This window comes from Streptomyces sp. NPDC017202 (genome assembly GCF_044331705.1).
In the GTDB taxonomy this organism is placed as follows: Bacteria; Actinomycetota; Actinomycetes; order Streptomycetales; family Streptomycetaceae; genus Streptomyces.
Genome location: NZ_JBIRNP010000006.1, coordinates 42449 through 64896 on the forward strand (window position 1 = coordinate 42449; position 22448 = coordinate 64896).

The 22448-nt window shown below is 72.8% G+C and carries 19 protein-coding genes; 9 read left to right on the forward strand and 10 right to left on the reverse strand.

All coding sequences use genetic code 11. The features are described 5' to 3' along the window. Nucleotides 1-132: 132 nt before the first annotated feature. Together ACH4N1_RS14300 and ACH4N1_RS14305 are read right to left on the reverse strand one after the other, a co-directional pair. Nucleotides 133-2694 carry a protein kinase gene (locus ACH4N1_RS14300; RefSeq protein ID WP_398097182.1) on the reverse strand — a complete coding sequence of 854 codons (2562 nt, stop codon included), beginning with the start codon at nt 2692-2694 and terminating at the stop codon, nt 133-135. Between the two features lie 306 nt (nt 2695-3000). Continuing rightward, a complete protein-coding gene (locus ACH4N1_RS14305) occupies nt 3001-5106 on the reverse strand; it encodes a serine/threonine-protein kinase (RefSeq protein WP_398097529.1) in 2106 nt (701 codons plus the stop codon). Nucleotides 5107-5461: 355 nt separating this feature from the next. Between ACH4N1_RS14305 and ACH4N1_RS14310 the strand changes: the two genes are divergently transcribed. Genes ACH4N1_RS14310 through ACH4N1_RS14320 form a run of 3 tightly spaced genes read left to right on the forward strand, consistent with a single transcriptional unit; the run spans nt 5462 to nt 6584 of the window. After that, complete coding sequence (locus tag ACH4N1_RS14310) at nt 5462-5863, forward strand: serine hydrolase (protein WP_398097530.1); 402 nt, start codon at nt 5462-5464, stop codon at nt 5861-5863. Beyond that, nucleotides 5842-6342: a serine hydrolase gene (locus ACH4N1_RS14315; RefSeq protein WP_398097184.1), complete on the forward strand. Its 501-nt coding sequence runs from the start codon at nt 5842-5844 to the stop codon at nt 6340-6342. Before ACH4N1_RS14310 ends, ACH4N1_RS14315 begins: the two co-directional genes overlap by 22 nt. 29 nt (nt 6343-6371) lie before the next feature. After that, nucleotides 6372-6584, forward strand: a complete 213-nt coding sequence (locus tag ACH4N1_RS14320; RefSeq protein WP_398097185.1) for a hypothetical protein — start codon at nt 6372-6374, stop codon at nt 6582-6584. A gap of 140 nt (nt 6585-6724) precedes the next feature. Here the strand turns inward: ACH4N1_RS14320 and ACH4N1_RS14325 are convergent, their stop codons facing one another. Then, the gene (locus tag ACH4N1_RS14325) at nt 6725-8431 is read right to left on the reverse strand and encodes a glycerol-3-phosphate dehydrogenase/oxidase (RefSeq protein WP_398097187.1); all 1707 of its coding nucleotides are present in this window, start codon (nt 8429-8431) and stop codon (nt 6725-6727) included. Nucleotides 8432-8726: 295 nt separating this feature from the next. Here ACH4N1_RS14325 and ACH4N1_RS14330 point away from each other — a divergent pair, with 295 nt between their 5' ends. Next, the gene (locus tag ACH4N1_RS14330; RefSeq protein WP_398097188.1) at nt 8727-9935 is read left to right on the forward strand and encodes a nucleotide sugar dehydrogenase; all 1209 of its coding nucleotides are present in this window, start codon (nt 8727-8729) and stop codon (nt 9933-9935) included. Nucleotides 9936-10599: 664 nt separating this feature from the next. On the opposite strand, the gene ACH4N1_RS14335 is transcribed toward ACH4N1_RS14330, so the two are convergent. The 4 genes from ACH4N1_RS14335 to ACH4N1_RS14350 form a co-directional block, all read right to left on the reverse strand. Beyond that, nucleotides 10600-11724: a GuaB3 family IMP dehydrogenase-related protein gene (locus ACH4N1_RS14335; protein ID WP_382785277.1), complete on the reverse strand. Its 1125-nt coding sequence runs from the start codon at nt 11722-11724 to the stop codon at nt 10600-10602. 105 nt (nt 11725-11829) lie between these two features. Then, on the reverse strand, nt 11830-13332 hold the full coding sequence (gene guaB, locus ACH4N1_RS14340; protein WP_398097190.1) for an IMP dehydrogenase: 1503 nt from the start codon (nt 13330-13332) through the stop codon (nt 11830-11832). Nucleotides 13333-13602: 270 nt separating this feature from the next. After that, nucleotides 13603-14190, reverse strand: coding sequence for a sigma-70 family RNA polymerase sigma factor (locus ACH4N1_RS14345; protein ID WP_366061335.1), 588 nt, complete (start codon nt 14188-14190; stop codon nt 13603-13605). 805 nt (nt 14191-14995) lie between these two features. Continuing rightward, nucleotides 14996-15607: a response regulator transcription factor gene (locus tag ACH4N1_RS14350; RefSeq protein ID WP_003948568.1), complete on the reverse strand. Its 612-nt coding sequence runs from the start codon at nt 15605-15607 to the stop codon at nt 14996-14998. Nucleotides 15608-15986: 379 nt separating this feature from the next. Between ACH4N1_RS14350 and ACH4N1_RS14355 the strand changes: the two genes are divergently transcribed. Then, nucleotides 15987-16322, forward strand: a complete 336-nt coding sequence (locus tag ACH4N1_RS14355) for a WhiB family transcriptional regulator (RefSeq protein ID WP_398097192.1) — start codon at nt 15987-15989, stop codon at nt 16320-16322. Nucleotides 16323-16452: 130 nt separating this feature from the next. Here ACH4N1_RS14355 and ACH4N1_RS14360 read toward each other — a convergent pair whose 3' ends face one another. Further along, nucleotides 16453-17349 carry a LysR family transcriptional regulator gene (locus ACH4N1_RS14360; protein WP_398097193.1) on the reverse strand — a complete coding sequence of 299 codons (897 nt, stop codon included), beginning with the start codon at nt 17347-17349 and terminating at the stop codon, nt 16453-16455. Between the two features lie 93 nt (nt 17350-17442). Between ACH4N1_RS14360 and ACH4N1_RS14365 the strand changes: the two genes are divergently transcribed. The 4 genes from ACH4N1_RS14365 to ACH4N1_RS14380 all read left to right on the forward strand — a co-directional run bounded on the left by ACH4N1_RS14365 (nt 17443) and on the right by ACH4N1_RS14380 (nt 20202). Beyond that, complete coding sequence (locus ACH4N1_RS14365) at nt 17443-18111, forward strand: MOSC domain-containing protein (protein ID WP_398097194.1); 669 nt, start codon at nt 17443-17445, stop codon at nt 18109-18111. A 97-nt stretch (nt 18112-18208) separates the two neighbouring features. Next, a complete protein-coding gene (locus tag ACH4N1_RS14370; RefSeq protein ID WP_398097196.1) occupies nt 18209-18982 on the forward strand; it encodes an SDR family NAD(P)-dependent oxidoreductase in 774 nt (257 codons plus the stop codon). Nucleotides 18983-19102: 120 nt separating this feature from the next. Further along, nucleotides 19103-19792, forward strand: coding sequence for an ester cyclase (locus tag ACH4N1_RS14375; RefSeq protein ID WP_398097198.1), 690 nt, complete (start codon nt 19103-19105; stop codon nt 19790-19792). A gap of 146 nt (nt 19793-19938) precedes the next feature. Further along, nucleotides 19939-20202, forward strand: coding sequence for a hypothetical protein (locus ACH4N1_RS14380; protein ID WP_398097200.1), 264 nt, complete (start codon nt 19939-19941; stop codon nt 20200-20202). Nucleotides 20203-20395: 193 nt separating this feature from the next. Here the strand turns inward: ACH4N1_RS14380 and groL are convergent, their stop codons facing one another. Continuing rightward, a complete protein-coding gene (gene groL, locus ACH4N1_RS14385) occupies nt 20396-22021 on the reverse strand; it encodes a chaperonin GroEL (RefSeq protein ID WP_363089067.1) in 1626 nt (541 codons plus the stop codon). Between the two features lie 112 nt (nt 22022-22133). Next, a complete protein-coding gene (gene groES / locus ACH4N1_RS14390; RefSeq protein ID WP_398097201.1) occupies nt 22134-22442 on the reverse strand; it encodes a co-chaperone GroES in 309 nt (102 codons plus the stop codon). Nucleotides 22443-22448: the final 6 nt, after the last annotated feature.

The following is a 22448-nucleotide window of genomic DNA, read 5'->3' on the forward strand; positions in this document are numbered from 1 at the left end:
AGCGTAAAGACCGGCCCCCGTGCGGGGAACCTGCGGAGGGCCACGGAGACCGCACTGTGACGGTTGTCGCTTCCGCCCGCGCGAGGGAACCATCGACGCCCCGGGGAACCGCGGGTACCACCGAACGGTCGCTCAGCCCGTGTAGCGGTAGCTGGCCGACGCCTGCTCGAACAGCCGCGTCACCTCGTCCCGCTCGGCTTCCGGGCCGCGCAACTGCACGACGTGGTAACGCCCGTCGAGAAGCAGCGCCACGTTGCGCACGAACAGCTCGCGCCCGTCGCCGCCGGTCCAGGTGAACTGCCCCTCGGCCGAGGTCCGTCCGCCCACCTGGACGGTCCGCAGTCCGGACGCGGTCGCCCAGCTGGAGTCGCGGTAGGGCTGCAACTCGCCCTCCTTCTCCCGCTGGTACGCCATCGGATCGCTGCCGTACCGCGCGACGGAGTCCCGCCCCGGCACCACGATCAGCTCGAATCCCGCGTGGGTGTAGACGACCTGGCCGCGCCCGTTCTTCGGGGTGCGGTCCCAGCCGCCGGCGACGGCGATCTGGAAGCCCTCGGCGTCCTTGCGCAGCGTGAAGCCGCCGGGCAGACCGCCGGACTGCGTCTCGGTGCCCCCGGAGGCCGACGCGGAGGGGCTGTTGCCCGCCGCCGGAGAGCTGCCGTCGTCGGGCCGGGGCTCGCTGCTGGCGTCGGGTGCCGGGTTCACCTGGCCCGCGGCACCGGTCCGCTCCGCACCGCCCGCGCTGCCGGTGCCCTCCTCGTCGGCCTTGGGCAGGAACATCACGGCATAGGCGACCGCCGCGGCCAGCAGGAGCAGCACCAGCACGACCAGGGTGCGGCCCAGGCTGCGAGGCGATCGTCCCGTCTCCGGCCGGCCCCGCTTGTGCCGCGCGTGCGTCGCGGGCAGCCCCGCGCGCCGTCTGCGCACCAGCTCGCCCTTGCGGCGCACGATCGGCAGTCGGCGCGGGTCGGTGGGCGGTGCGGCGACGACGTACGTCCCCGCCTCGGGTTCGGGTGCCGAGCGCACCAGCGAACGCAGCCAGCCGCTCAGTTCCTCGAAGTCCAGCCGGTCGGTCGGATCCTGACGCAGCAACGACTCCACGACCGGCCGCAGCGGCCCGCACTCCTCGGCGAAGGCGGGCGGTTCGGCGCACACCAGCTGCACCAGCTCGGCCGTCGACTCCTCCGGATAGGGGGCGTGCCCCTGTACGGCGCGGAACAGCAGCGCGCCGAGCGCCCACAGGTCGGTCGCGGGCCCGATGGGCGCGGCCAGTTGCCAGTTCTCGTGCACGGGTACGGCCTGCTCCGGCGCCCAGCGCTCGGTGACGGGCCCGACCACGGCCATCCGCGCCTGCCGCGCCCGTTCCGCGGCCGGCGCCGTGGCCGGTCCGCGCCGCGCGCCGGCCCCGGTGGTCGGCTCGTCCCAGCGCGACCCCACCGGCGCCCCGCCGCCGGTCTGCGCCGGCACGGGCACCGCGCCGGTCCCGAGCGGCCTCGGGCCGGGTGCGCCGCCCACGCCGTAGGGATCGGCGATCTGCCCGGGAGGCCCACTCCGCGCGCCGCCCGGTCCGCGCTCCGGACCACTGCCGAGGACGTACGGCGACGGCGCCACGCCCGCGACGCCCGGCCCGGTGCCGGTGCCGGGGTCGGAATCGGTGTCGCCCTCGACCGGGGTGCGGGCCCCCGGCAACGCCGTCCGGCCGCCCTGCTGCGCCTCGTGCACCCGCGCCGCGGCCCGTGCGCCCGCGCGGTAGGCCGCGATCGCGCCGGCCCGCGCGGCACGGATGTCCCCGCCCGTCTCCATGGGCCGGCGAGCCACCGTCCCGGAGGCCCCGGGCACCGGCTCGGCTCCCGCGGCGGGCAGCCCGCCGGCGGCCCGCGCCTCGATCGCCGCCCGCCGCGCGGCCTCGGGATCCCCACCGCCGACACCGCCGCCACCGGAGACACCACCGGCACCGCCGGTCCCGCCGCCCCCGCGCCCCGGCCCCGGGACACCGGTCCCGACGCCTTCCTGCCCGCGGTGCGGCTGCTGTCCCTGGCGCTGCTGCTCCGGTGCCTGCTCCTCGGCCACGGGCACCGGGTCGTACCCGCACAGCGCCTCTTCCGCCGCGCCGACCGCCAGCCCGGTCAGCATGACCCGGCCGTCGTCGCAGACGAGCACCGTGCGCGTGGTGATGTTGCGGTGCACCCAGCCGTGCGCGTGCAGCACCCGCAACGCCATGAGCACGTCGGAGGCGACCTCCGCCGCCCGGTACGGCGTCAACGGCTTCTCGGCGAGCAGCGCCGCCAGCGGCCGGGCGGACACCAGTTCGCTGACGACCCAGAGGGAACCGCCCTCGGCGAACACGTCGAAGACCTGGTCGAGCCGTGGATGGTCGGGGATGCCCGCGGCGGCCTGCGCGGCCTCCACGGCCCGCCGTACGACGGGATCGGCGGGCCGGCGCGTGCTCGCGTCCAGGCCGGAGGCCCCCGCCGGCCGGCGTGCTCCGCGCTCCCGCGCGGTGAACCCCTCGGGCAGCCCCTCCGCGTCGAGCACCTCGGCCTCGACGACCTCCGGCAACGGCACCTGACGGACCAGGACTTCCTGCCCGCTGTAGGTGTCGAAGGCCCGGGTCTCGGTGAGTTCGTACTCGTCGGACGGCGGCAACGGCAGGCGGTAGCGGTCGGCGAGTACCCGTCCCGCATAGTCGTCCACTATGTCTCCCCCGGCCGGCCGGTCGGTCACATCCGTTCGTCCCGCGGACCGTTCCGGCCGAATCGAGCCGGATCCAGCCGGACGGCTGGGTGCGTACGGTCCGCAGCCATTCACGATACGTGCCGGAGGCAAGCCGGAAAGAGGGGATGCCGGATCTCACGCACCGAACACGTACCGAAACGCCGCCGAAGGCCCACCGGAAGCCTGCCGAAGGCCCGCCGGACCCGTCACGGCCGCGCCGACGGACGAGCGGGGAGCCTCGGACGAACGAAGGCCGCGAGCCACCCCGCCCGGCCCCGCCCGGCGCTACTTCTCCGGCGTGAACGTCTCCGTGAGCGTCTTCCAGGTGTTCACCCGGAGAGCACCGTCCCACGTGGCGGCCTTCGCCGTGTACATCAGCGCATGCCCGAGGTGCTCGCCGACCACGAATCCGCGGTCGATCGTCCGGTACGCCGTCCCGCCCTCCGCGTAGGTGAACTCCCAGTCGGCCGTGTTCCAGTCGCGGTAGTCCACCTTCGCTATGCGGATCTTCTGGTACTGGGAGCGCTTCATGTAGCGCTCCTGGTTCTCCCAGTCCGCGACCGGGTCGTCCTTGGGCGTGGTCGTCCAGGCCACCAGCAGCTTCTGTCCGTCGGGCCCCGTGAAACGGTCTCCCGCCGCGCTCGTGGACTGGTACTTCCAGCCGGCGGGCAGCCCGATCGAGTAGCCCTGCTCCCCCACGTACGTCGTGACGGCCGCACCGGCGCCGGTGGCGGAGCCGCCCGAAGCGGTGCCGCCGGCCGTGGCGGTGCTGCTGGGCGAGCTGTTGCCGGAGGCCGAGCCGGCCGTCGCGGACTGCGACGCCGAGCCGTCGGTCCGCGTCCCGCCGTCCTCGTCCTCCTTGGTACCGGCGGCGGCGCTGTCGCTGGCGACGGCCGAGGAACCACCGCCGGTCGTCGCGCCGTTCGCGTCGTCGTCGCCACCGCCGAGGGTGAGGGCCAGGACCGTGCCGAGGACGGCGAGCGCCACCACCACGGCGATGATCACCAGCGTCCGCTTCGGCACCACGTCGGTCAGCGGCGCCCTGGGCACGGGCCGCGGCGGCAGGTCCGGCGGCGTCATCACGGGCCATCCCGAACTGCGCCCGGCAGACTGCCCGTTCGCCCCGCGAGCCTCCTGGCCCGTGGCCCCGGTGCCGCCGGCCGTCCCGGTCGTGGCGCGGGCCACCGGCACGGCGGCGGAGGCCGCGGTGGTGGTCGTCTTCCCGCGGGCGGCCCCCGCGGACTTGGCGGCTGCCACGGCCGACGCCGAGGTGGGGGCCCCGGTGGCCGCGCCGCCCCGCGTCTCCTCCTGCGTGCCCAGCGACGCCGAAGCGGACGATCCGTCGGCCGACTTGGCACGGGCGGCGGCCGAGGTGGCCGCCCCGGCGGCGACCGCCGCCTTCCGCACGGACCGCAGGGCCCCGCGCAGCTTCTCCGCCGCCTCCCCCCCGGACGAACCCGCCCGGTTCTGGGAACTGTCCGGCTGCATCGGCAGCGGCACGAGCTTCGTCGCGTCCGCCGGCTCGGCCTCCCGGGGCTCCGGTGCGTTGATCACCGCGGTGAGTTTCGCCCGCGCCCCGGCGTCGTCCAGCCGGTGCACCGGGTCCTTGGTGAGCAGGCCGTAGATGACGTCCCGCAGCGGACCCGCGTTCTTCGGCTCCTCCAGCTGCTCGGTCATCACCGCGGTGAGCGTCGCGATCGCGGAGCCCTTGTCGTAGGGGGGTGTGCCCTCGACCGCCGCGTACAGCAGGCCGCCCAGCGACCACAGGTCGGCCGCCGGTCCCGGCTTGTGGCCGCGGGCGCGCTCCGGCGAGATGTAGGAGGGCGCGCCGACGAGCATGCCGGTCGAGGTGATGGACGGGTCGCCCTCGACCTGGGCGATGCCGAAGTCGGTGAGCACGACCCGGCCGTCCTCGGCGATCAGCACGTTCGACGGCTTCACGTCGCGGTGCAGGATGCCCTCGCGGTGGGCCGACCGCAGTACGTCGAGGATCGCGAGCCCGACCTCCGCCGCGCGCCTCGGTTCCAGCACTCCGTCCTCGCGGATGACCTCGGCGAGCGACTTGCCCTCGACGAGCTCCATCACGATCCACGGCCGGTCGTCCTCGTCGACCACGTCGAAGACCGTCACCGCGCTGTTGTTGCGGATCCGCGCGATGGCCTTGGCCTCACGCAGCGTCCGGGTGATCAGCCGGCGCTTCTCCTCGTCGTCGATGTTTCCCGGGAACCGCAGCTCCTTGACGGCGACCGTGCGTCCGAGGGTCTCGTCCTCTGCTCGCCACACCGTCCCCATGCCGCCGCGGCCGAGTACGTCTCCCAGCCGGTACCGCCCGGCGAGGAGACGTGCGCTCTTGTCCTGACGGGATGCTCCCGCCCGCTCCGCCTCCGACATGCGTCCCCTCATGCAACCCGCCCTGACAGAGCCTTCATTGTCCCTCACCCGACAAGTGCCCGACGCCCAGGGTGCCCCTCACCACCCCTGAGGACCGGCGCATTTCGGCCAGAAGGTGCAGCAGACTCCGGCCAACAGGCGGAACGAGCCCCACCCGGTGTACGAAAAGCCCCTTCTGTGAGCCGGACGACGACCGGGTACCCGGCACGAAGCCCGCTCAGGACCCCGGCGCGAGACCTCCCCACCGACTCTGCACGATGGGCACACCAGGGACACGAAGTGGAAGGGGAGGGGAGGGGAGGGGAGGGGAGGGAACACCGTGATCCGACCGCTACGCGGACTTCTGGCCATCCCCGTGCCCCTGGCCCTCCTGGGACCCACCCACCACAGCCGACTCCCACCCAAGCCCCGCCCCCGGCACCGGCACCGGCACCGGCACCGGCACCGGCACGATCGCCACCGCCGCCACCGCCGACTCGTTCCTGCCCCTGCTCCGCACCCGGGGCAAGGCCCGCCGCCGCCCCGCCGGCCGGCGAGGAGAGCGGCACCCGCTACCGCCGAGTCCGGGCCGGGCATCTCCCGGTCCGACCACTTCCGGGCCGGCAGCGTCACCAAGACCCTCTTCACGACCGCCATCGTCCAACTGGCCTCCGAACGAAGGCTGTCGCTCTCCGACCCGGTGGAGCGGTACCTGCCCGGCCCGGTGCGGGCAGCAGGCGACGACCGGCGCGCAACTTGCCCCTGCGTTCCCTGCTGAACCACACCAGCGGCCTGTACGACTTCGCCCGGGGCGCCGGCGGCACCCGCCCCGTCACCCCTGTCCAGGCCATCCGTATCGCCCTCACCCACCTTCCGGCCGACCGCGGCCGCTACGCCTACTCCAACACCGGCCACGTCCTGCTCGTCCTGCTCTGCCTGGTCGTCACCCAGGTCACCGGCCGCGCCTGCGCCACGGAGGCCGAACGACGCATCCTCGATCCACTCGGTCCGAACGGCACCTCCTTCCCCGGTTCCCGCCCCTCTCTGCCCCCTCACGGTCGCGCCCACGGCACGGACGGATCCGACGTCACCGATCTCGGCCCACGGGTGCCCGGGGCCGCGGGCGAGCCGGTGACGACCCTCGCCGACCTGAACCGCTTCTGCTCCGCCCTCCCGAGCGGCGAACTGCTCCCCCCTACCGGCAGGGGGAAATGCTCGACACCCGCGCCGCACACGGCTCGTACGGCCTGGGGCTGATTCCGGCGCGCCTGCCCCGCGGAGTGACCGTGCGGGGGCACAACGGCCGGATCCCGGGCAGCTACGCGCGCACCGCGGCCACCGTCGACGGCCGTCATGCCCTCACCTTCCGCGTGAACACGACGGCGGTGGCGGACCTCGACCTCGAACCGGCCCTGCTCGCCGCCGAGTTCTGCCCCCGCACCCATCAGAACGAGCGGGCTCCGAACGGAGATCCCGGCCAGCGACACTCGTTCGAGTGAAGCAGGGGACGGTCCCGCCGGGCCGACCTCACGCACGGGGCCGACGGGAGCGTCACGGAGCCTTACGCGCGGACACCGCGTGAGCTCCACTCACCCAGGCATCGCGCAAGGGGAGTCCCACGCGCGAGGCCGTCGGGCCCTCACAGCGGCACGATGTCCGGCGCCCCCAGCCGCGCCGCGTCCGCCGTCAGGTCGTCGGGCTGCCGCTGCGACTCCCGCTCGGCCTCCACCCGCTTCTCGTAGTGTTCGACCTCACGCTCGATCTGGCCCTTGTCCCAGCCGAGGACCGGCGCCATCAGTTCCGCCGCCTCCCGGGCGCTGCGGGTGCCCCGGTCGAAGGTCTCGATGGAGATGCGGGTGCGCCGGGTCAGCACGTCGTCGAGGTGCCGCGCCCCCTCGTGCGAGGCGGCGTAGACGATCTCGGCGCGCAGGTAGTCGTCGGCCGCCTGGAGCGGCTCACCGAGGGTGGGGTCCTCGGCGACGAGGTCGAGGAGTTCCTCGGTCATCGAGCCGTACCGGTTCAACAGGTGCTCGACGCGCACCACGTGCAGCCCGGTCCGGGCGGCGATGCGCGCCCGCGCGTTCCACAGCGCCCGGTAGCCGTCCGCGCCCAGCAGCGGCACGTCCTCCGTGACGCACTCGGCGACCCGCAGGTCGAGGCCGTGCACCGCCGCGTCGACGGCGTCCTTGGCCATCACCCGGTACGTCGTGTACTTGCCGCCCGCCACCACGACGAGCCCGGGTACGGGGTGGGCGACGGTGTGCTCGCGGGAGAGCTTGCTGGTGGCGTCCGACTCACCGGCGAGCAGCGGGCGCAGTCCGGCGTAGACGCCCTCGACGTCGTCCCGGGTGAGCGGCACCGCCAGCACGGAGTTCACGTGTTCCAGCACGTAGTCGATGTCGGCGCTGGAGGCGGCCGGGTGGGCCTTGTCGAGGTCCCAGTCGGTGTCGGTGGTGCCGACGATCCAGTGCCGGCCCCAGGGGATGACGAAGAGCACGGACTTCTCGGTGCGGAGGATGAGGCCCGTGGAGGAGTGGATGCGGTCCTTGGGCACGACGAGGTGGACGCCCTTGGAGGCGCGGACGTGGAACTGTCCCCGCTCCCCCACCATCCCCTGCGTGTCGTCGGTCCACACGCCCGTGGCGTTGACCACCTGACGGGCGCGGATCTCGTACTCCCCGCCGCCCTCGGTGTCCTGGACACGCGCGCCCACGACCCGCTCGCCCTCACGCAGGAAGGCGGTCACGCGCGCGCGGTTGGCGGTCTTCGCGCCGTACGCCGCCGCCGTACGCACCAGGGTGGCGACATGGCGGGCGTCATCGATCTGGGCGTCGTAGTACTGGAGGGCTCCCACGAGCGCGTCCTTCTTCAAGGCGGGGGCGACGCGCAGGGCGTGACGGCGGCTCAGGTGGCGGTGGGTCGGCAGGCCCCGGCCGTGGCCGCGGGCCATCGACATCGCGTCGTAGAGCGCGACACCCGAACCGGCGTACAGCCGCTCCCAGCCCTTGTGCTGGAGCGGGTAGAGGAACGGCACGGGCTTGACCAGGTGCGGAGCCAGCCGCTCCAGCAGCAGTCCGCGTTCCTTCAGCGCCTCCCGGACGAGGGCGAAGTCGAGCATCTCCAGATAGCGCAGCCCGCCGTGGATCAGCTTGCTCGACCTGCTCGATGTGCCCGACGCCCAGTCCCGCGCCTCGACCAGCCCCGTGGACAGGCCACGGGTGACGGCGTCGAGGGCGGTGCCCGCGCCGACCACCCCGCCTCCCACGACCAGCACGTCCAGCTCGCGCTCGGCCATGGCCGCGAGTGACTCGGCTCGCTGCGCCGGCCCCAGTGTCGCTGTCCTCACCGCTGCCTCCCGCTGTCGGTCACGCCGGCCGCACCGCCTTCAGGGCGAGGGCCGGCCCGTATCCCCCATGCCCCAATGGTGACCGTGTTGCCCGACTTCAGCCACTACGCACCCGCAGCCTGTGGACAACCCCCACGGAAGCGCCCCTGCCCGCGGCCGGCCTGCCGGAAAACACAGCCGATCAATCCCGCAAATCGGTCATATTTACTCCTAGTCTGACATTGCGCTCGCCCGTCCTGTCCACAGGGCTTGCGCACCTGTCCCGCTTCGGTTACTGGGAAGGACGGCCCACGCCATGCCCGCAGATCTCGCCGTCATCGGACTCGGCCCGCTCGGCCTGCCCCTGGCCCAGGCCGCCGTGGCCGCCGGCATCCCCACGCTCGGCTACCGCACCGGACCCGAGCCCGGCTCCCTGAGCCCCGCCGAGCTGCGCCGGATGCTCTCGGGGGGTTTCCGGCCCGCCACCGACCCGGCCGAACTGGGCCGGGTGCGCACCGCCGTCATCTGCGCCCCCGCGCCGCGCGACGCCGACGGCGGGCTCGACCTGAGCCAGGTGGAGGCGGCCGCCCGCACCCTGGCCGGACACCTGCGCCCGCACACCACCGTGATTCTGGAGTCGCCCGTGCCCCCGGGGACGACCGAGGAGTTCCTGCGGCCGCTCCTGGAGGAGATGTCCGGCCTGCGCGCGGGCCGCGACTTCCACCTCGCGTACTCCCCCAGCCGGGTCGACCCCGGCCGCCGCGACTTCACGCCCGCCAACACGCCGCAGGTCATCGGCGGCCTCACCCCCGCCTGCACCGAGTCCGCCGCCGCCTTCTACGGCCGTCTCACCGACAAGGTGGTACGCGCGCGTGGCCTCAGGGAGGCCGAGACGGTGACCCTCCTGGAGACCAACTTCCGGCACGTCAACATGGCCCTCGTCAACGAGATGGCCGTCCTCTGCAACGACCTGGGCGTGGACCTCTGGGACGTCATCCGGTGCGCCGAGACCAAGCCGTTCGGCTTCCAGGCCTTCCGCCCCGGCCCCGGCGTCGGCGGCCACTCCGTGCCCATGGACCGCACCGGCCACCACGGCAGCCCCCTGCGCATGGTGGAACTCGCCCAGCAGGTCAACAGCCGCATGCCCCGTTACGTCGTCCAGCGCGCCGCCACCCTCCTCAACGAGCACGGCAAGTCGGCGCGGGGCGCGCGCGTGCTGCTGCTCGGCGTCACTTACAAGGCCGACCTCGCCGACCAGCAGGGCACCCCCGCCCGGGAGATCGCGACCCGCCTGATGGAACTCGGCGCCGCCGTCAGCTACCACGACCCGCACGTCCCGTCCTGGAGCGTCCTGGGCCGGCCGGTCCCCCGCGCCGACTCGCTGTACGAGGCCGCCGCCGACGCCGACCTGACGATCCTCCTCCAGCAGCACCGGACGTACGACCTCCAGGGCCTCTCGGTGAAGGCACAGCTGCTGCTCGACACGCGGGGCGCCACGCCGACGGGGGCGGCGCACCGGTTGTGAGCCGGGGCGCACGGGGCGGCCCCGGGCTTCGGAGGCTGGTGGCGTACGGCACGGCACGCCGGTACCGTACGAACAGGTGGCGCCCACCGCAGAGGCCACTGCGGCAGGCGCCTGATGGATCACGGAGTGTCCGCCCCTAGGTGTTGTGAGGGCGGCCGCTCACCATCCGAAAAAGGTGGCGCCCACCGCAGTGGCCACTGCGGCAGGCGCCTGATGGTTCACGGAGTGTCCGCCCCTAGTGTGTTTGGGGGCGGCCGCTCACCATCCGAAAAGCCGCAAGATCCACCTCCTCCGGCACTGCACCGTCCGGAGACGGAGTCGGTCCCAGCGGGTGGGCTTGCGGTGGCGTCCCATGGGCGCCCCCTTCCACGACGCCGCCCAGTGGCCCGGTGGACGGCTCGTTCAGAACATCGGGCCGGGCCCCGAGGGCTCGGGTCCGGAACCATGTCCTGGGAAGGGGGCACCCCTCACCACTGGGGCGCCGCCCCGGACGCTACCGTCCGCGACCCCTCTGACCAGCCCGTATTCGCCCCGAAGGCAACCGTGCGCCCCCGCCCCGCGCCACACGCCCCCACATCCCTGCGCCCGTCCGGGCATGCGAAAGGGGCCGGTCACCTCACCCGGGTGAGCTGACCGGCCCCTGCCGATGCCGAGATCGCGCGGTCTACCGCCGGTGCACCGAGTCCGCCACCGTCACCTCGACGCGCTGGAACTCCTTCAGCTCGCTGTAACCGGTGGTGGACATGGCGCGGCGCAGGGCGCCGAAGAAGTTCATCGAGCCGTCCGGCGTGTGGGACGGGCCGGTGAGGACCTCCTCGATGGTGCCGACCGTGCCGAGGTCGACCTTCTGGCCGCGCGGCAGCTCCTCGTTGACGGCCTCCATGCCCCAGTGGTGGCCGCGGCCGGGCGCGTCGGTGGCGCGCGCGAGCGGGGAGCCCATCATCACCGCGTCGGCGCCGCAGGCGACGGCCTTGGGCAGGTCGCCGGACCAGCCGACGCCGCCGTCCGCGATCACGTGCACGTACCGGCCGCCGGACTCGTCCATGTAGTCGCGGCGGGCGGCGGCGACGTCGGCCACCGCCGTCGCCATCGGGACCTGGATGCCGAGCACGTTGCGCGTGGTGTGCGCCGCGCCGCCGCCGAAACCGACGAGGACACCCGCCGCGCCCGTGCGCATCAGGTGCAGGGCCGCCGTGTAGGTGGCGCAGCCGCCGACGATGACCGGGACGTCGAGTTCGTAGATGAACTGCTTGAGGTTCAGCGGCTCGTGCGAGCCGGACACGTGCTCCGCGGAGACCGTGGTGCCGCGGATGACGAAGATGTCCACGCCGGCGTCGACGACGGCCTTGGAGAACTGGGCCGTGCGCTGCGGGGAGAGTGCGGCGGCGGTGACCACGCCCGAGTCGCGCACCTCCTTGATGCGCTGCCCGATCAGCTCCTCCTTGATCGGCGCGGAGTAGATCTCCTGGAGCCGGCGGGTCGCCTTGTCGGCGGGCAGCTTGGCGATCTCGTCCAGCAGCGGCTGCGGGTCCTCGTACCGCGTCCACAGGCCCTCGAGGTTGAGCACGCCCAGGCCGCCCAGCTCACCGATGCGGATCGCGGTGGCCGGGGAGACGACGGAGTCCATGGGGGCGGCCAGGAACGGCAGCTCGAAACGGTAGGCGTCGATCTGCCAGGCGATCGAGACCTCCTTCGGGTCCCGCGTACGGCGACTGGGGACGACGGCGATGTCGTCGAACGCGTACGCCCGGCGGCCGCGCTTGCCGCGCCCGATCTCGATCTCAGTCACGTGTGTGGCCTTTCCCTGATGCGTTGCAGCGTCTTCCAGTATCGCCGACGGGCACGGCAAAGGCGGCCCCGGAGGTTCCGGGGCCGCCCTGGGAAGCCCGTGCGACTACTTACTGCTGTAGTTGGGTGCCTCGACCGTCATCTGGATGTCGTGCGGGTGGCTCTCCTTGAGGCCCGCGGAGGTGATCCGGACGAAGCGGCCCTTGGTCTCCATCTCCTCGATGGTGGCGGCGCCCACGTAGCCCATGGTCTGGCGCAGGCCGCCGACGAGCTGGTGCAGCACGTTGCCGAGCGGGCCACGGTAGGGCACCTGGCCCTCGATGCCCTCGGGCACGAGCTTGTCGTCGGCCGCGACCTCCGCCTGGAAGTAGCGGTCCTTGGAGTACGACTTGCCCTGGCCGCGGGACTGCATGGCGCCCAGCGAGCCCATGCCGCGGTACGACTTGAACTGCTTGCCGTTGATGAACTGCAGCTCGCCCGGGGACTCCTCGCAGCCCGCGAGGAGGCTGCCCAGCATCACCGTGTCGGCGCCGGCGGCCAGCGCCTTGCCGATGTCGCCGGAGTACTGCAGACCGCCGTCGCCGATCAGCGGGATGCCCGCCGGACGTGCGGCGAGGGACGCCTCGTAGATGGCGGTGACCTGCGGGACGCCGATGCCGGCGACCACGCGGGTGGTACAGATCGAGCCGGGCCCGACGCCGACCTTGATGCCGTCGACGCCGGCGTCGATCAGGGCCTGGGCGCCGTCACGCGTGGCGACGTTGCCGCCGATCACGTCGACGCGCACGCTCGACTTGATCTTCGCCATCCAGGTGAGGGCGTTGCTGTTGTGGCCGTGGGAGGTGTCGACGACCAGGAAGTCCACGCCGGCCTCGGCGAGGGCCTGGGCGCGCTCCAGCGCCTCGGGGCTGGCGCCGACGGCGGCGCCGACGAGCAGCCGGCCCTCGGCGTCCTTGGCGGCCCGGGGGTACTGCTCGGCCTTGACGAAGTCCTTGACCGTGATGAGGCCCTTGAGGACGCCCGCCTCGTCGACCAGCGGGAGCTTCTCGATCTTGTGGCGGCGCAGCAGCTCCATGGCGTCCGTGCCGGAGATGCCGACGTGGCCGGTGACGAGCGGCATCGGGGTCATGACCTCGCGCACCTGACGGGTGCGGTCCGACTCGAAGGCCATGTCGCGGTTGGTGACGATGCCGAGGAGCTTGCCGCCGCCGTCGGTCACCGGGACGCCGCTGATGCGGAACTTGGCGCACAGCGCGTCGGCCTCGGCCAGCGTGGCGTCCGGGTGCACCGTGATGGGGTCGGTGACCATGCCCGACTCCGAGCGCTTCACCAGGTCGACCTGGTTGACCTGGTCCTCGATGGAGAGGTTGCGGTGCAGCACGCCGACGCCGCCCTGGCGGGCCATCGCGATGGCCATGCGGGACTCGGTCACCTTGTCCATCGCCGCCGAGAGCAGCGGGATGTTGACACGAACGTTGCGGGAGATGCGGGACGAGGTGTCGACCGCGTTGGGGAGCACCTCGGATGCGCCCGGCAGCAGCAGCACGTCGTCGTAGGTGAGCCCGAGGGTCGCGAATTTGGCGGGCACTCCGTCGACGTTGGCAGTCATGACACCTTCCCCAAATGGCCTTGATCGGTGCGGATGTCCATGCTAACGGGAAGCGCACCCCCGGAATTCCACGCTCCGGCGTGACTCCGGGCTTCGTATGTTCGTACGGCGACGACGCTCGGCCCGTTCAGTGGGCGGGCCGCCGGCGCCTGTCCGGCGGGCGGGCCGCCGGCACCTGTCCAGCCTAGGCGCCTCGGCCGGTCCGGTGTCGGGCCCGCCGTCCGGTCCGCTCGGGGAACGGCGGCGGAGCACGGCGCGACCGTGGCGGTGCTACTGCTCGGCGAGGGCCCGCAGCCTGCTCAGCGCACGGTGCTGGGCCACGCGCACGGCCCCGGGTGACATTCCCAACATCTGGCCGGTCTCCTCCGCGGTGAGGCCCACCGCGATGCGCAGCAGGAGCAGTTCCCGCTGGTTCTCGGGCAGGTTGGCCAGCAGTTTCTTCGCCCATTCGGCATCGCTGCTCAGCAGGGCCCGCTCCTCCGGCCCGAGGGAGTCGTCGGGGCGTTCGGGCATCTCGTCGGAGGGGACGGCCGTGGAGCCGGGGTGGCGCATCGCCGCGCGCTGAAGATCGGCGACCTTGTGGGCGGCAATGGCGAAGACGAAGGCCTCGAAGGGACGGCCCGTGTCCTTGTAGCGCGGGAGGGCGAGGAGAACGGCCACGCAGACCTCCTGCGCGAGGTCCTCCACGAAGTGGCGCGCGTCACCGGGGAGCCGGGACAGGCGGGTGCGGCAGTAGCGCAGGGCGAGGGGGTGGACATGGGCCAGCAGGTCGTGTGTGGCCTGCTCGTCGCCGTCCACCGCGCGATGCACCAGTCCGCCGATCGCCCCGGGGGCACGGACCGCATCGTCTTCGCGCATCGGTCCATGGTGCACTGCGGCCGGATCGGCCGCGGCACCGTGCCCCGCGTTGTGCACCGAAGCGTTATGAGCAGGTGCGCCGGAACTCATCCCCTGCGCCCTCCCGTCCCGCTCGACCGACTCGTCCCCGAGGAACTCCACACCTCAAGGATGCGGCATCCGCGACGAAACGAGCAGCGGGCGTCCGGCGGGGTACGGCGCCGCCGCCGGACACCGACCGGCCGACAGGGGCTACCCGCACGTCCCGCACCCCGCGCGAGCAGGGAGGTTCGTCCATTCCCCGCTCCTGTCCCTGGGATCGGTCTGCTCGAAAAGTCCGCCTCACGGCCCGGCAGGGCCGCGGCTCCGAAGATGCGGCCCGGCACCGGCGCCGCACGCACTCCCCCGCCGACGGCACCCGCGAGCACCGACGGCCTCGACGACCGCCTCGACGACCTCACGCGCCGGACCCCGTTCACCGGCGGTCCAGCACGTGCCGCCGCTCGCCGGAAGCGGTCCGACGGGCGGGCGGGGGTGGGTCGGGACCGGCCGGGACGCCCCGGTCCTGTCCGGCGGATCATGTCGGAGACGCGGGGCCCGGCACGCCCGTACGGGCTGCGGGGCGCCGCCGGTTCCCTCCGGCTTGATCCGCCGGACAGGCCCTAGGGCGTGTCTGACAATTCGCGTCGGATCAGTGCGCGGCGTCTGGTGCGGCGCATCGCAAGGCGGAGGATCGCCCGTGTACTGGATGTACTCGGGTGATCCGACAACGCGGCGAGGTGCCGCGCCAGGCGTCGCGCGCCCGACGGGAATTGTCAGACACGCCCTAGCGGACCAGGCCCCACCGGAAGCCGAGCGCCACGGCGTGGGCACGGTCCGAGGCGCCGAGTTTCTTGAACAGACGGCGGGCGTGGGTCTTGACCGTGTCCTCGGAGAGGAACAGCTCGCGGCCGATCTCGGCGTTGGAGCGGCCGTGGCTCATGCCTTCCAGGACCTGGATCTCACGCGCGGTGAGCGTGGGCGCGGCGCCCATCTCGGCCGAGCGCAGCCGCCGCGGGGCGAGCCGCCACGTGGGGTCGGCCAGGGCCTGGGTGACCGTCGCGCGCAGTTCGGCGCGCGAGGCGTCCTTGTGCAGGTAGCCGCGGGCGCCGGCGGCGACCGCGAGCGCGACGCCGTCGAGGTCCTCGGCGACGGTCAGCATGATGATGCGTGCGCCCGGGTCGGCGGACAGCAACCGACGGACGGTCTCCACACCGCCCAGTCCCGGCATGCGCACGTCCATCAGAATGAGGTCCGAGCGGTCGGCACCCCAGCGGCGGAGGACTTCCTCGCCGTTGGCCGCCGTCGTCACGCGCTCGACGCCGGGCACGGTCGCGACCGCGCGGCGGAGCGCCTCTCGGGCAAGCGGGGAGTCGTCGCAGACGAGGACGGAAGTCATGGCCGTCCTCCGCAGCTGATGCGCGTCACCTTGTGCCTCCAGGCTGGTACGTATCGTCACCTGTGCGGTCGACCGTCTCGGACGCTTGCCCGAGCGTTTGTGTTTTCAACCGCCACCGCACACTCAACGATGGTCACTCGAAAGAGTTACGGGGCCGCGTGCATTCTTCGGCACTCTACGTGAGGAGTCGGACACGGCCGAGAGAGCCGCGCGGACCCGCGAGCTTTCCTCACAACCCGTGCCCCGTTCAGCCCTATTTCTTCCCATTTACTGGTGTCTGAGGCTAGATTCGCAATGAGTCATATTTTCATCTCCTTAGATCGTAGTTGTACGGTCGTGGGCACCGTATCCGCTCAGCACGGCTACAAGGGGTCACGCAATGGCAGATTTCTCCCGCCTTCCCGGACCGAACGCGGACCTGTGGGACTGGCAGCTCCTGGCCGCCTGCCGCGGGGTGGACAGCTCGCTCTTCTTCCATCCCGAGGGCGAGCGCGGGGCGGCGCGGAGCGCTCGCGAGAACTCGGCCAAGGAGGTCTGCATGAGGTGCCCGGTGCGCGCGCAGTGCGCGGCGCACGCGCTGGCGGTGAGGGAGCCGTACGGCGTGTGGGGCGGGCTGACCGAGGACGAGCGCGAGGAGCTCATGGGGCGGGCACGCAACCGCCTGGTGCCGGCATCGGCGGGCGCGGGCGGCGCGGGCGGCGTTTCGAACAACTGAAGGAACGTTTCTCCACGCAGCGGAGGGCACGCACACGCGCGTGCCCTCATCTCTTGAACGCCCCCTGCCTCTCGGACGCCCCCGCCCGTACGACCCCCGCGGCCCCGTACGACCCCCCACCGCCGTACGGCTACCGTGCCGCCGCCCGCGCGAGCTGCTCCAGCGTCGCCGCCACCGCCGGCACCTGGGCCAGGTCGGGCAGGGTGAGCGCGACGACCTCGCGCCGCACCGCCGGCTCCAGGGTCACCGCACGCGCGCCCCGCGGCCGTACGGACTCGATCGCGAGCTCGGGGAGGACGGCGACGCCGAGGCCCGCGCCCACCAGGCCGGCCACCGCCGGGTAGTCGTCGGTCGCGAAGTCGATGCGGGGGGTGAAGCCCGCGGCCTCGCACACCTCCACCAGCCGGCCCCGGCAGCGCGGGCAGCCGGCGATCCACGGCTCGCGGGCGAGTTCGCCGATGGCGAGGGAGTCCGCGCGCGCGAGCCGGTGGCGTTCGGGCACGAGGGCGACGAGCCGGTCCGCCAGCAGGGGGCGGACGACCAGGTCGGACCACTCCTCGGCGCCCGGCGCGTCCTCGTAGCGGAAGGCGAGGGCGATGTCGCAGTCGCCGGCGCGCAGCTTCTCGACGGACTCGGGCGGCTCGGCCTCCTCCAGCGAGACCCGGGTCCCGGGGTGCGCGGCGCGCAGGGCGGCCAGCGCGGTCGGGACGAGCGCGGAGCTGCCGCTGGGAAAAGAGACGAGGCGGACCCGGCCGGCGCGCAGACCGGCGATCGCGGCGACCTCCTCCTCGGCGGCGGTGAGTCCGGCGAGGATCCCGGCGGCGTGCCGTACGAGGGCCTCGCCGGCCTGGGTCAGCCGCATCTCGCGGCCGCTGCGCACCAGCAGCGGTGTGCCGACGGACGTCTCAAGCGCCTTCATCTGCTGGCTGACCGCGGGCTGGGTGCAGCCCAGCTCGCGGCCCGCCGCCGAGAAGGACCCGGTGGCGGCGACGGCGCGCAGCACGCGGAGATGACGGGCCTCGATCATCCTTCGAGCATAGGCGAGTCGCATAAGGGAGCCTTGGGAAAGGGGGCGGATAATGCGTCGACACTTTGACCGCCGGTCGCTTAGCGTGCCGCCATGAGGCTTCTGTCCGTCAACGTGGGCCGTCCCCGGGCCGTGCCGTACACCGACCAGCCCGACGGGCTGACCGGTATCGACAAGCGGCCCGTCGAGGGGCCGGTGCGGGTGGCCCCGCCCGGTCCGAAGGGCGTCGGCGGAAGCGGGCTCGCCGGGGACGCGGTGTGCCACCTGCGCCATCACGGCGGGGACGACCAGGCGGTGTACGCCGTCGCGCGCGAGGACCTGGACGACTGGGAGCGCGAGCTGGGACGCGCGTTCTCCAACGGCGCGTTCGGCGAGAACCTCACCACCACCGGTCTGGACGTGTCCGGGGCGCGGATCGGCGAGCGCTGGCGGATCGGCCCGGAGGTGGTGCTGGAGGTGACGGCGGGGCGGATCCCCTGCCGCACCTTCCAGGGTCACGTGGGCGAGAAGGGCTGGGTCAGGCGGTTCACGCGGAAGGCCGCGACGGGCGCCTACCTGCGGGTGATCACGCCGGGCGAGATACGCGCGGGGGACGCCGTGGAGATCGTCCACCTGCCGGAGCACGAGGTGACGGCCCGGATGGAGTTCCAGGCGACCACCACCCACCGGGAGCTGCTGCCCCGGCTGCTGGCGGCCGGCGAGGCGCTGCACCCGGAGGCGCTGGCGGCGGCCCGCGCGTACGTCGAGAAGTACGGCGGCTGAGCCGCCGTCGCCGGTGACCGCGTGCACGGTTCCGTCACTTTCCGCAGGCCGCGTGCGCGGAGCGGACGCCCGGACTCCGGGTCACTAACCTTCTGCCATGACAACGGCTCTGATCACAGGTTCGACCGCGGGCATCGGTGCCGCGTTCGCGCGACGGCTCGCGGCGGGCGGGCACGACCTCGTCCTCGTCGCCCGGGACACTCAGCGGCTGCGCGAGCAGGCGACCGAGTTGCACGACCGGCACGGCATCGAGGCGGAGGTGCTGACGGCCGACCTGGCCACGGACGAGGGCATCGAGACGGTGGCCGCCCGGCTCGGTGACCGCAAGAACCCCGTCGACCTGCTGGTCAACAATGCCGGCTTCGGCAACAAGGGCCGCTACCTCGACGTGTCGATGGCCGACGAGCTGAGGATGCTCAAGGTGCACTGCGAGGCGGTGCTGCGGCTGACGTCGGCGGCGGCCGGGGCGATGCGGGAGCGGGGGCGCGGGGGCGTCGTCAACGTGGCCTCGGTGGCCGCCTTCGTGCCGCGCGGGACGTACGGCGCCTCCAAGGCGTGGGTCGTGCAGTTCACCCAGGGGGCGGCGAAGGACCTGGCGGGCAGCGGGGTGCGGCTGATGGCGCTCTGCCCGGGGTTCGTGCGCACCGAGTTCCACGAGCGGGCCGGGATGGGCACGGACAACATCCCCGGCTGGATGTGGCTCGACGCGGACAAGCTGGTCGCGGCGGCGCTGGCGGACCTGGCGCGCGGGAAGTCGGTGTCGATCCCCGACGCGCGCTACAAGGCGCTGATGGGCCTGGTGAAGGTGACGCCCAGGTCGCTGCTGGGCGGCATCAGCTCGCGGACGGGGCGGAAGTACGGGCCGCAGTAGGCGGGCGGTCGTGCCCGGGACCCGGTGGACGAACGTACGGGCGGCGGGCGGCGGTCTCGGGGCTCCGGTGGGAAAATGGGGCGTGACAGGGCCGGACCCAGGGGGGCCGGAGGCGGCGCGATGACCTTCGTACAGCTCATCGATTGCAGGACGAGCCGGTTCGACGAGATGAACCGGCTGATGGACACCTGGGTCGAGAAGACCAGGGGAAAGCGGACGGCGACGCACGCGGTGGTCGGCAAGGACCGGTCGGACGCGTCGCACGTCGTCGAGATCGTGGAGTTCCCGTCGTACGAGGAGGCGATGCGGAACTCGGGCCTGCCGGAGACCGAGAAGATCTTCGACGACATGGTCGCGCTCTGTGACGAGATGCCGACCTTCACCGACCTGGAAGTGGTGCGCGACGAGCAGCTGAACCGCGCGACGGCGCGGGAGTGGTTCGAGCGGGCCGGGACGATCGACATCGGCGCGATGTTCGAACGGATGACCGACGACTATGTGGACCACGACCCCTCCAGTCCGCGGGACAACGGGCTGGCGGCGGCGCGCGAGGAGTTCGCGGGCTGGCGGCGGGCCTTCGACTTCTCCTTCCGGGTCGACGACCAGATCGCCCAGGGCGACCGGGTGTGCACCCGCTGGACCTGGACCGCCCGGCACGAGGGCGACTTCCTCGGCCTGCCCGCCACCGGTCAGGACGTCGTCATGACCGGCATGACCTGGCAGCGGTTCCGCGACGGCATGATCTGCGAGGGCTGGTGGCAGTACGACCGCGCGGGTCTGATGCGGCAGCTGGGGGTACTCGGGAAGTAGCCCGCGAGGTTCCACCAGGACCCCGTCCCCCGCTCGTCCGGGGGCCGGGGTCCGCCTCTCCTCGCCGGGTACCGCGATGCCGGCGGCGCGGCATCCTCGCGCACGACGCGGTCGAGCTGATCGCCGCGGGTCCGTCCGCCGGCGCCGTGACCCACGGGCGGGTGCCCGGCCGGGACCGGCACCTGCGCCTCGAACGGCTCGACGACGGCGGACGGATCCGCGGCGAGGTCGGCGACGCCCGCGGCGAACGGCTCCCGCGCCCCGCCCAGGACGGCCTGCCCGACGCGGACGGAGGGCCCGGGCTCGCGCTCGTCGCGGCGCCGGCCGAGGACCGGGGCGTCGCCCCGCGGTTCGGTGCGCCCGGCAGGACCGTGTGGGCGGTGGTACGGGACGGCACCGGTACGCGGTGAGGGCCCGGCGCCCCCGCACAAGCAGCGCGGCGGCCTCACCGTCGGGGACATCCGCTGCTGGACCGCGAAGGGGCTTGGGCGGCGCTCGCGGAGCCCGGCCGGTTCCTGGTGCGGCACGACGGGTGACGGTCGTCGTGGAAACGCCGAGGCCCGGCACCCCTCGTGGGGGCCGGGCCTCGGTGGCTGACGTGCGTCAGTGGGAGTGGCCGTGGCCGTGTCCGGCGGCGGCGGGCTCCTCCTCTTCCTTCTTCTCGACGACCAGGGTCTCGGTCGTCAGGAGGAGGGAGGCGATGGAGGCGGCGTTCTCCAGGGCGGAGCGGGTGACCTTGACCGGGTCGATGACACCGGCCTTGACCAGGTCGCCGTACTCGCCGGTCGCGGCGTTGAAGCCCTGGCCCTTGTCCAGCTCGGCGACCTTGGAGGTGATGACGTAGCCCTCCAGGCCGGCGTTCTCGGCGATCCAGCGCAGCGGCTCGACGGCGGCGCGGCGGACGACGGCGACACCGGTGGCCTCGTCGCCGGTCTTGCCGAGGTTGCCCTCGAGGACCTTCACGGCGTGGACGAGCGCGGAGCCACCACCGGAGACGATGCCCTCCTCGACCGCGGCGCGGGTCGCGGAGATGGCGTCCTCCAGGCGGTGCTTCTTCTCCTTCAGCTCCACCTCGGTGGCGGCGCCGACCTTGATCACGCACACGCCGCCGGCCAGCTTCGCGAGGCGCTCCTGGAGCTTCTCGCGGTCCCAGTCGGAGTCCGTGTTCGCGATCTCGGCCTTGATCTGGGCGACGCGGCCGTGGACTTCCTCGGTGTTGCCGGCACCGTCGACGACCGTGGTGTCGTCCTTGGTGACGGTGACGCGGCGGGCGGAACCGAGCACGTCGACGCCGACCTGGTCGAGCTTGAGGCCGACCTCCTCGGAGATGACCGTGGCGCCGGTGAGGACGGCGAGGTCCTGCAGCATCGCCTTGCGGCGGTCACCGAAGCCGGGGGCCTTCACCGCGACGGCGTTGAAGGTGCCGCGGATCTTGTTCACGACCAGGGTGGAGAGCGCCTCGCCCTCCAGGTCCTCGGCGATGATCAGCAGCGGGCGGGAGGAGTTGGTCTGGATGACCTTCTCCAGCAGCGGCAGCAGGTCGGCGATGGAGGAGATCTTGCCCTGGTTGATGAGGATGTACGGGTCCTCGAGGACGGCCTCCATGCGCTCCTGGTCCGTCACGAAGTACGGCGACAGGTAGCCCTTGTCGAAGGCCATGCCCTCGGTGAAGTCCAGCTCCAGGCCGAAGGTGTTGGACTCCTCGACGGTGATGACACCGTCCTTGCCGACCTTGTCCATGGCCTCGGCGATCAGCTCGCCGACCTGCTGGTCCTGGGCGGACAGCGCGGCGACGGCGGCGATGTCGGACTTCTCGTCGATCGGGCGGGCCGTGGCGAGCAGCTCGTCGGAGACGGCCTTGACCGCGGCGTCGATGCCCTTCTTCAGGAGGGCGGGCGACGCGCCGGCGGCGACGTTGCGCAGGCCCTCGCGGACCAGCGCCTGGGCGAGCACGGTGGCGGTGGTGGTGCCGTCACCCGCGATGTCGTTGGTCTTGGTCGCCACCTCCTTCACCAGCTGGGCGCCGAGGTTCTCGTACGGGTCGTCGAGCTCGACCTCGCGGGCGATCGTGACACCGTCGTTGGTGATGGTGGGGGCGCCGAACTTCTTGTCGATGACGACGTTGCGGCCCTTGGGGCCGATCGTCACCTTGACCGTGTCGGCAAGCTTGTTGACGCCGCGCTCGAGGGCGCGACGGGCGTCCTCGTCGAACTTCAGGATCTTCGCCATGGGAGCGGTTCAGCCCTCTCGGAAAGCGTGGGAGAAACGAACCGCGCCCCCAGCACCCGGCTTCACAAAGACGCGGGGGCCAGGGGCGCAGTTCACTGCAGAACTGGGTGAATTACTTCTCGATGATCGCGAGCACGTCGCGAGCCGAGAGGACGAGGTACTCCTCGCCGTTGTACTTCACCTCGGTGCCGCCGTACTTGCTGTACAGGACGATGTCGCCGACCTTGACGTCGAGCGGCAGGCGGTCGCCGTTCTCGAAGCGGCCCGGGCCCACGGCGAGGACGGCGCCCTCCTGGGGCTTCTCCTTCGCAGTGTCCGGGATGACCAGGCCAGAGGCCGTGGTCTGCTCGGCGTCGAGCGGCTGGACCACAATGCGGTCCTCGAGCGGCTTGATGGCAACCTTGGAGCTGGTGGTCGTCACGATCCG

Excerpts from the sequence above, each read along its gene's own strand:
- ACH4N1_RS14305 (WP_398097529.1), bottom strand. The coding sequence starts at position 5,106 with ATGTCGGAGGCGGAGCGGGCGGGAGCATCCCGTCAGGACAAGAGCGCA.
- ACH4N1_RS14330 (WP_398097188.1), top strand. The coding sequence starts at position 8,727 with ATGCCCGCAGATCTCGCCGTCATCGGACTCGGCCCGCTCGGCCTGCCC.
- guaB (WP_398097190.1), bottom strand. The coding sequence starts at position 13,332 with ATGACTGCCAACGTCGACGGAGTGCCCGCCAAATTCGCGACCCTCGGG.
- ACH4N1_RS14345 (WP_366061335.1), bottom strand. The coding sequence starts at position 14,190 with ATGCGCGAAGACGATGCGGTCCGTGCCCCCGGGGCGATCGGCGGACTG.
- ACH4N1_RS14350 (WP_003948568.1), bottom strand. The coding sequence starts at position 15,607 with ATGACTTCCGTCCTCGTCTGCGACGACTCCCCGCTTGCCCGAGAGGCG.
- ACH4N1_RS14355 (WP_398097192.1), top strand. The coding sequence starts at position 15,987 with ATGGCAGATTTCTCCCGCCTTCCCGGACCGAACGCGGACCTGTGGGAC.
- ACH4N1_RS14360 (WP_398097193.1), bottom strand. The coding sequence starts at position 17,349 with ATGATCGAGGCCCGTCATCTCCGCGTGCTGCGCGCCGTCGCCGCCACC.
- ACH4N1_RS14365 (WP_398097194.1), top strand. The coding sequence starts at position 17,443 with ATGAGGCTTCTGTCCGTCAACGTGGGCCGTCCCCGGGCCGTGCCGTAC.
- ACH4N1_RS14370 (WP_398097196.1), top strand. The coding sequence starts at position 18,209 with ATGACAACGGCTCTGATCACAGGTTCGACCGCGGGCATCGGTGCCGCG.
- ACH4N1_RS14375 (WP_398097198.1), top strand. The coding sequence starts at position 19,103 with ATGACCTTCGTACAGCTCATCGATTGCAGGACGAGCCGGTTCGACGAG.
- groL (WP_363089067.1), bottom strand. The coding sequence starts at position 22,021 with ATGGCGAAGATCCTGAAGTTCGACGAGGACGCCCGTCGCGCCCTCGAG.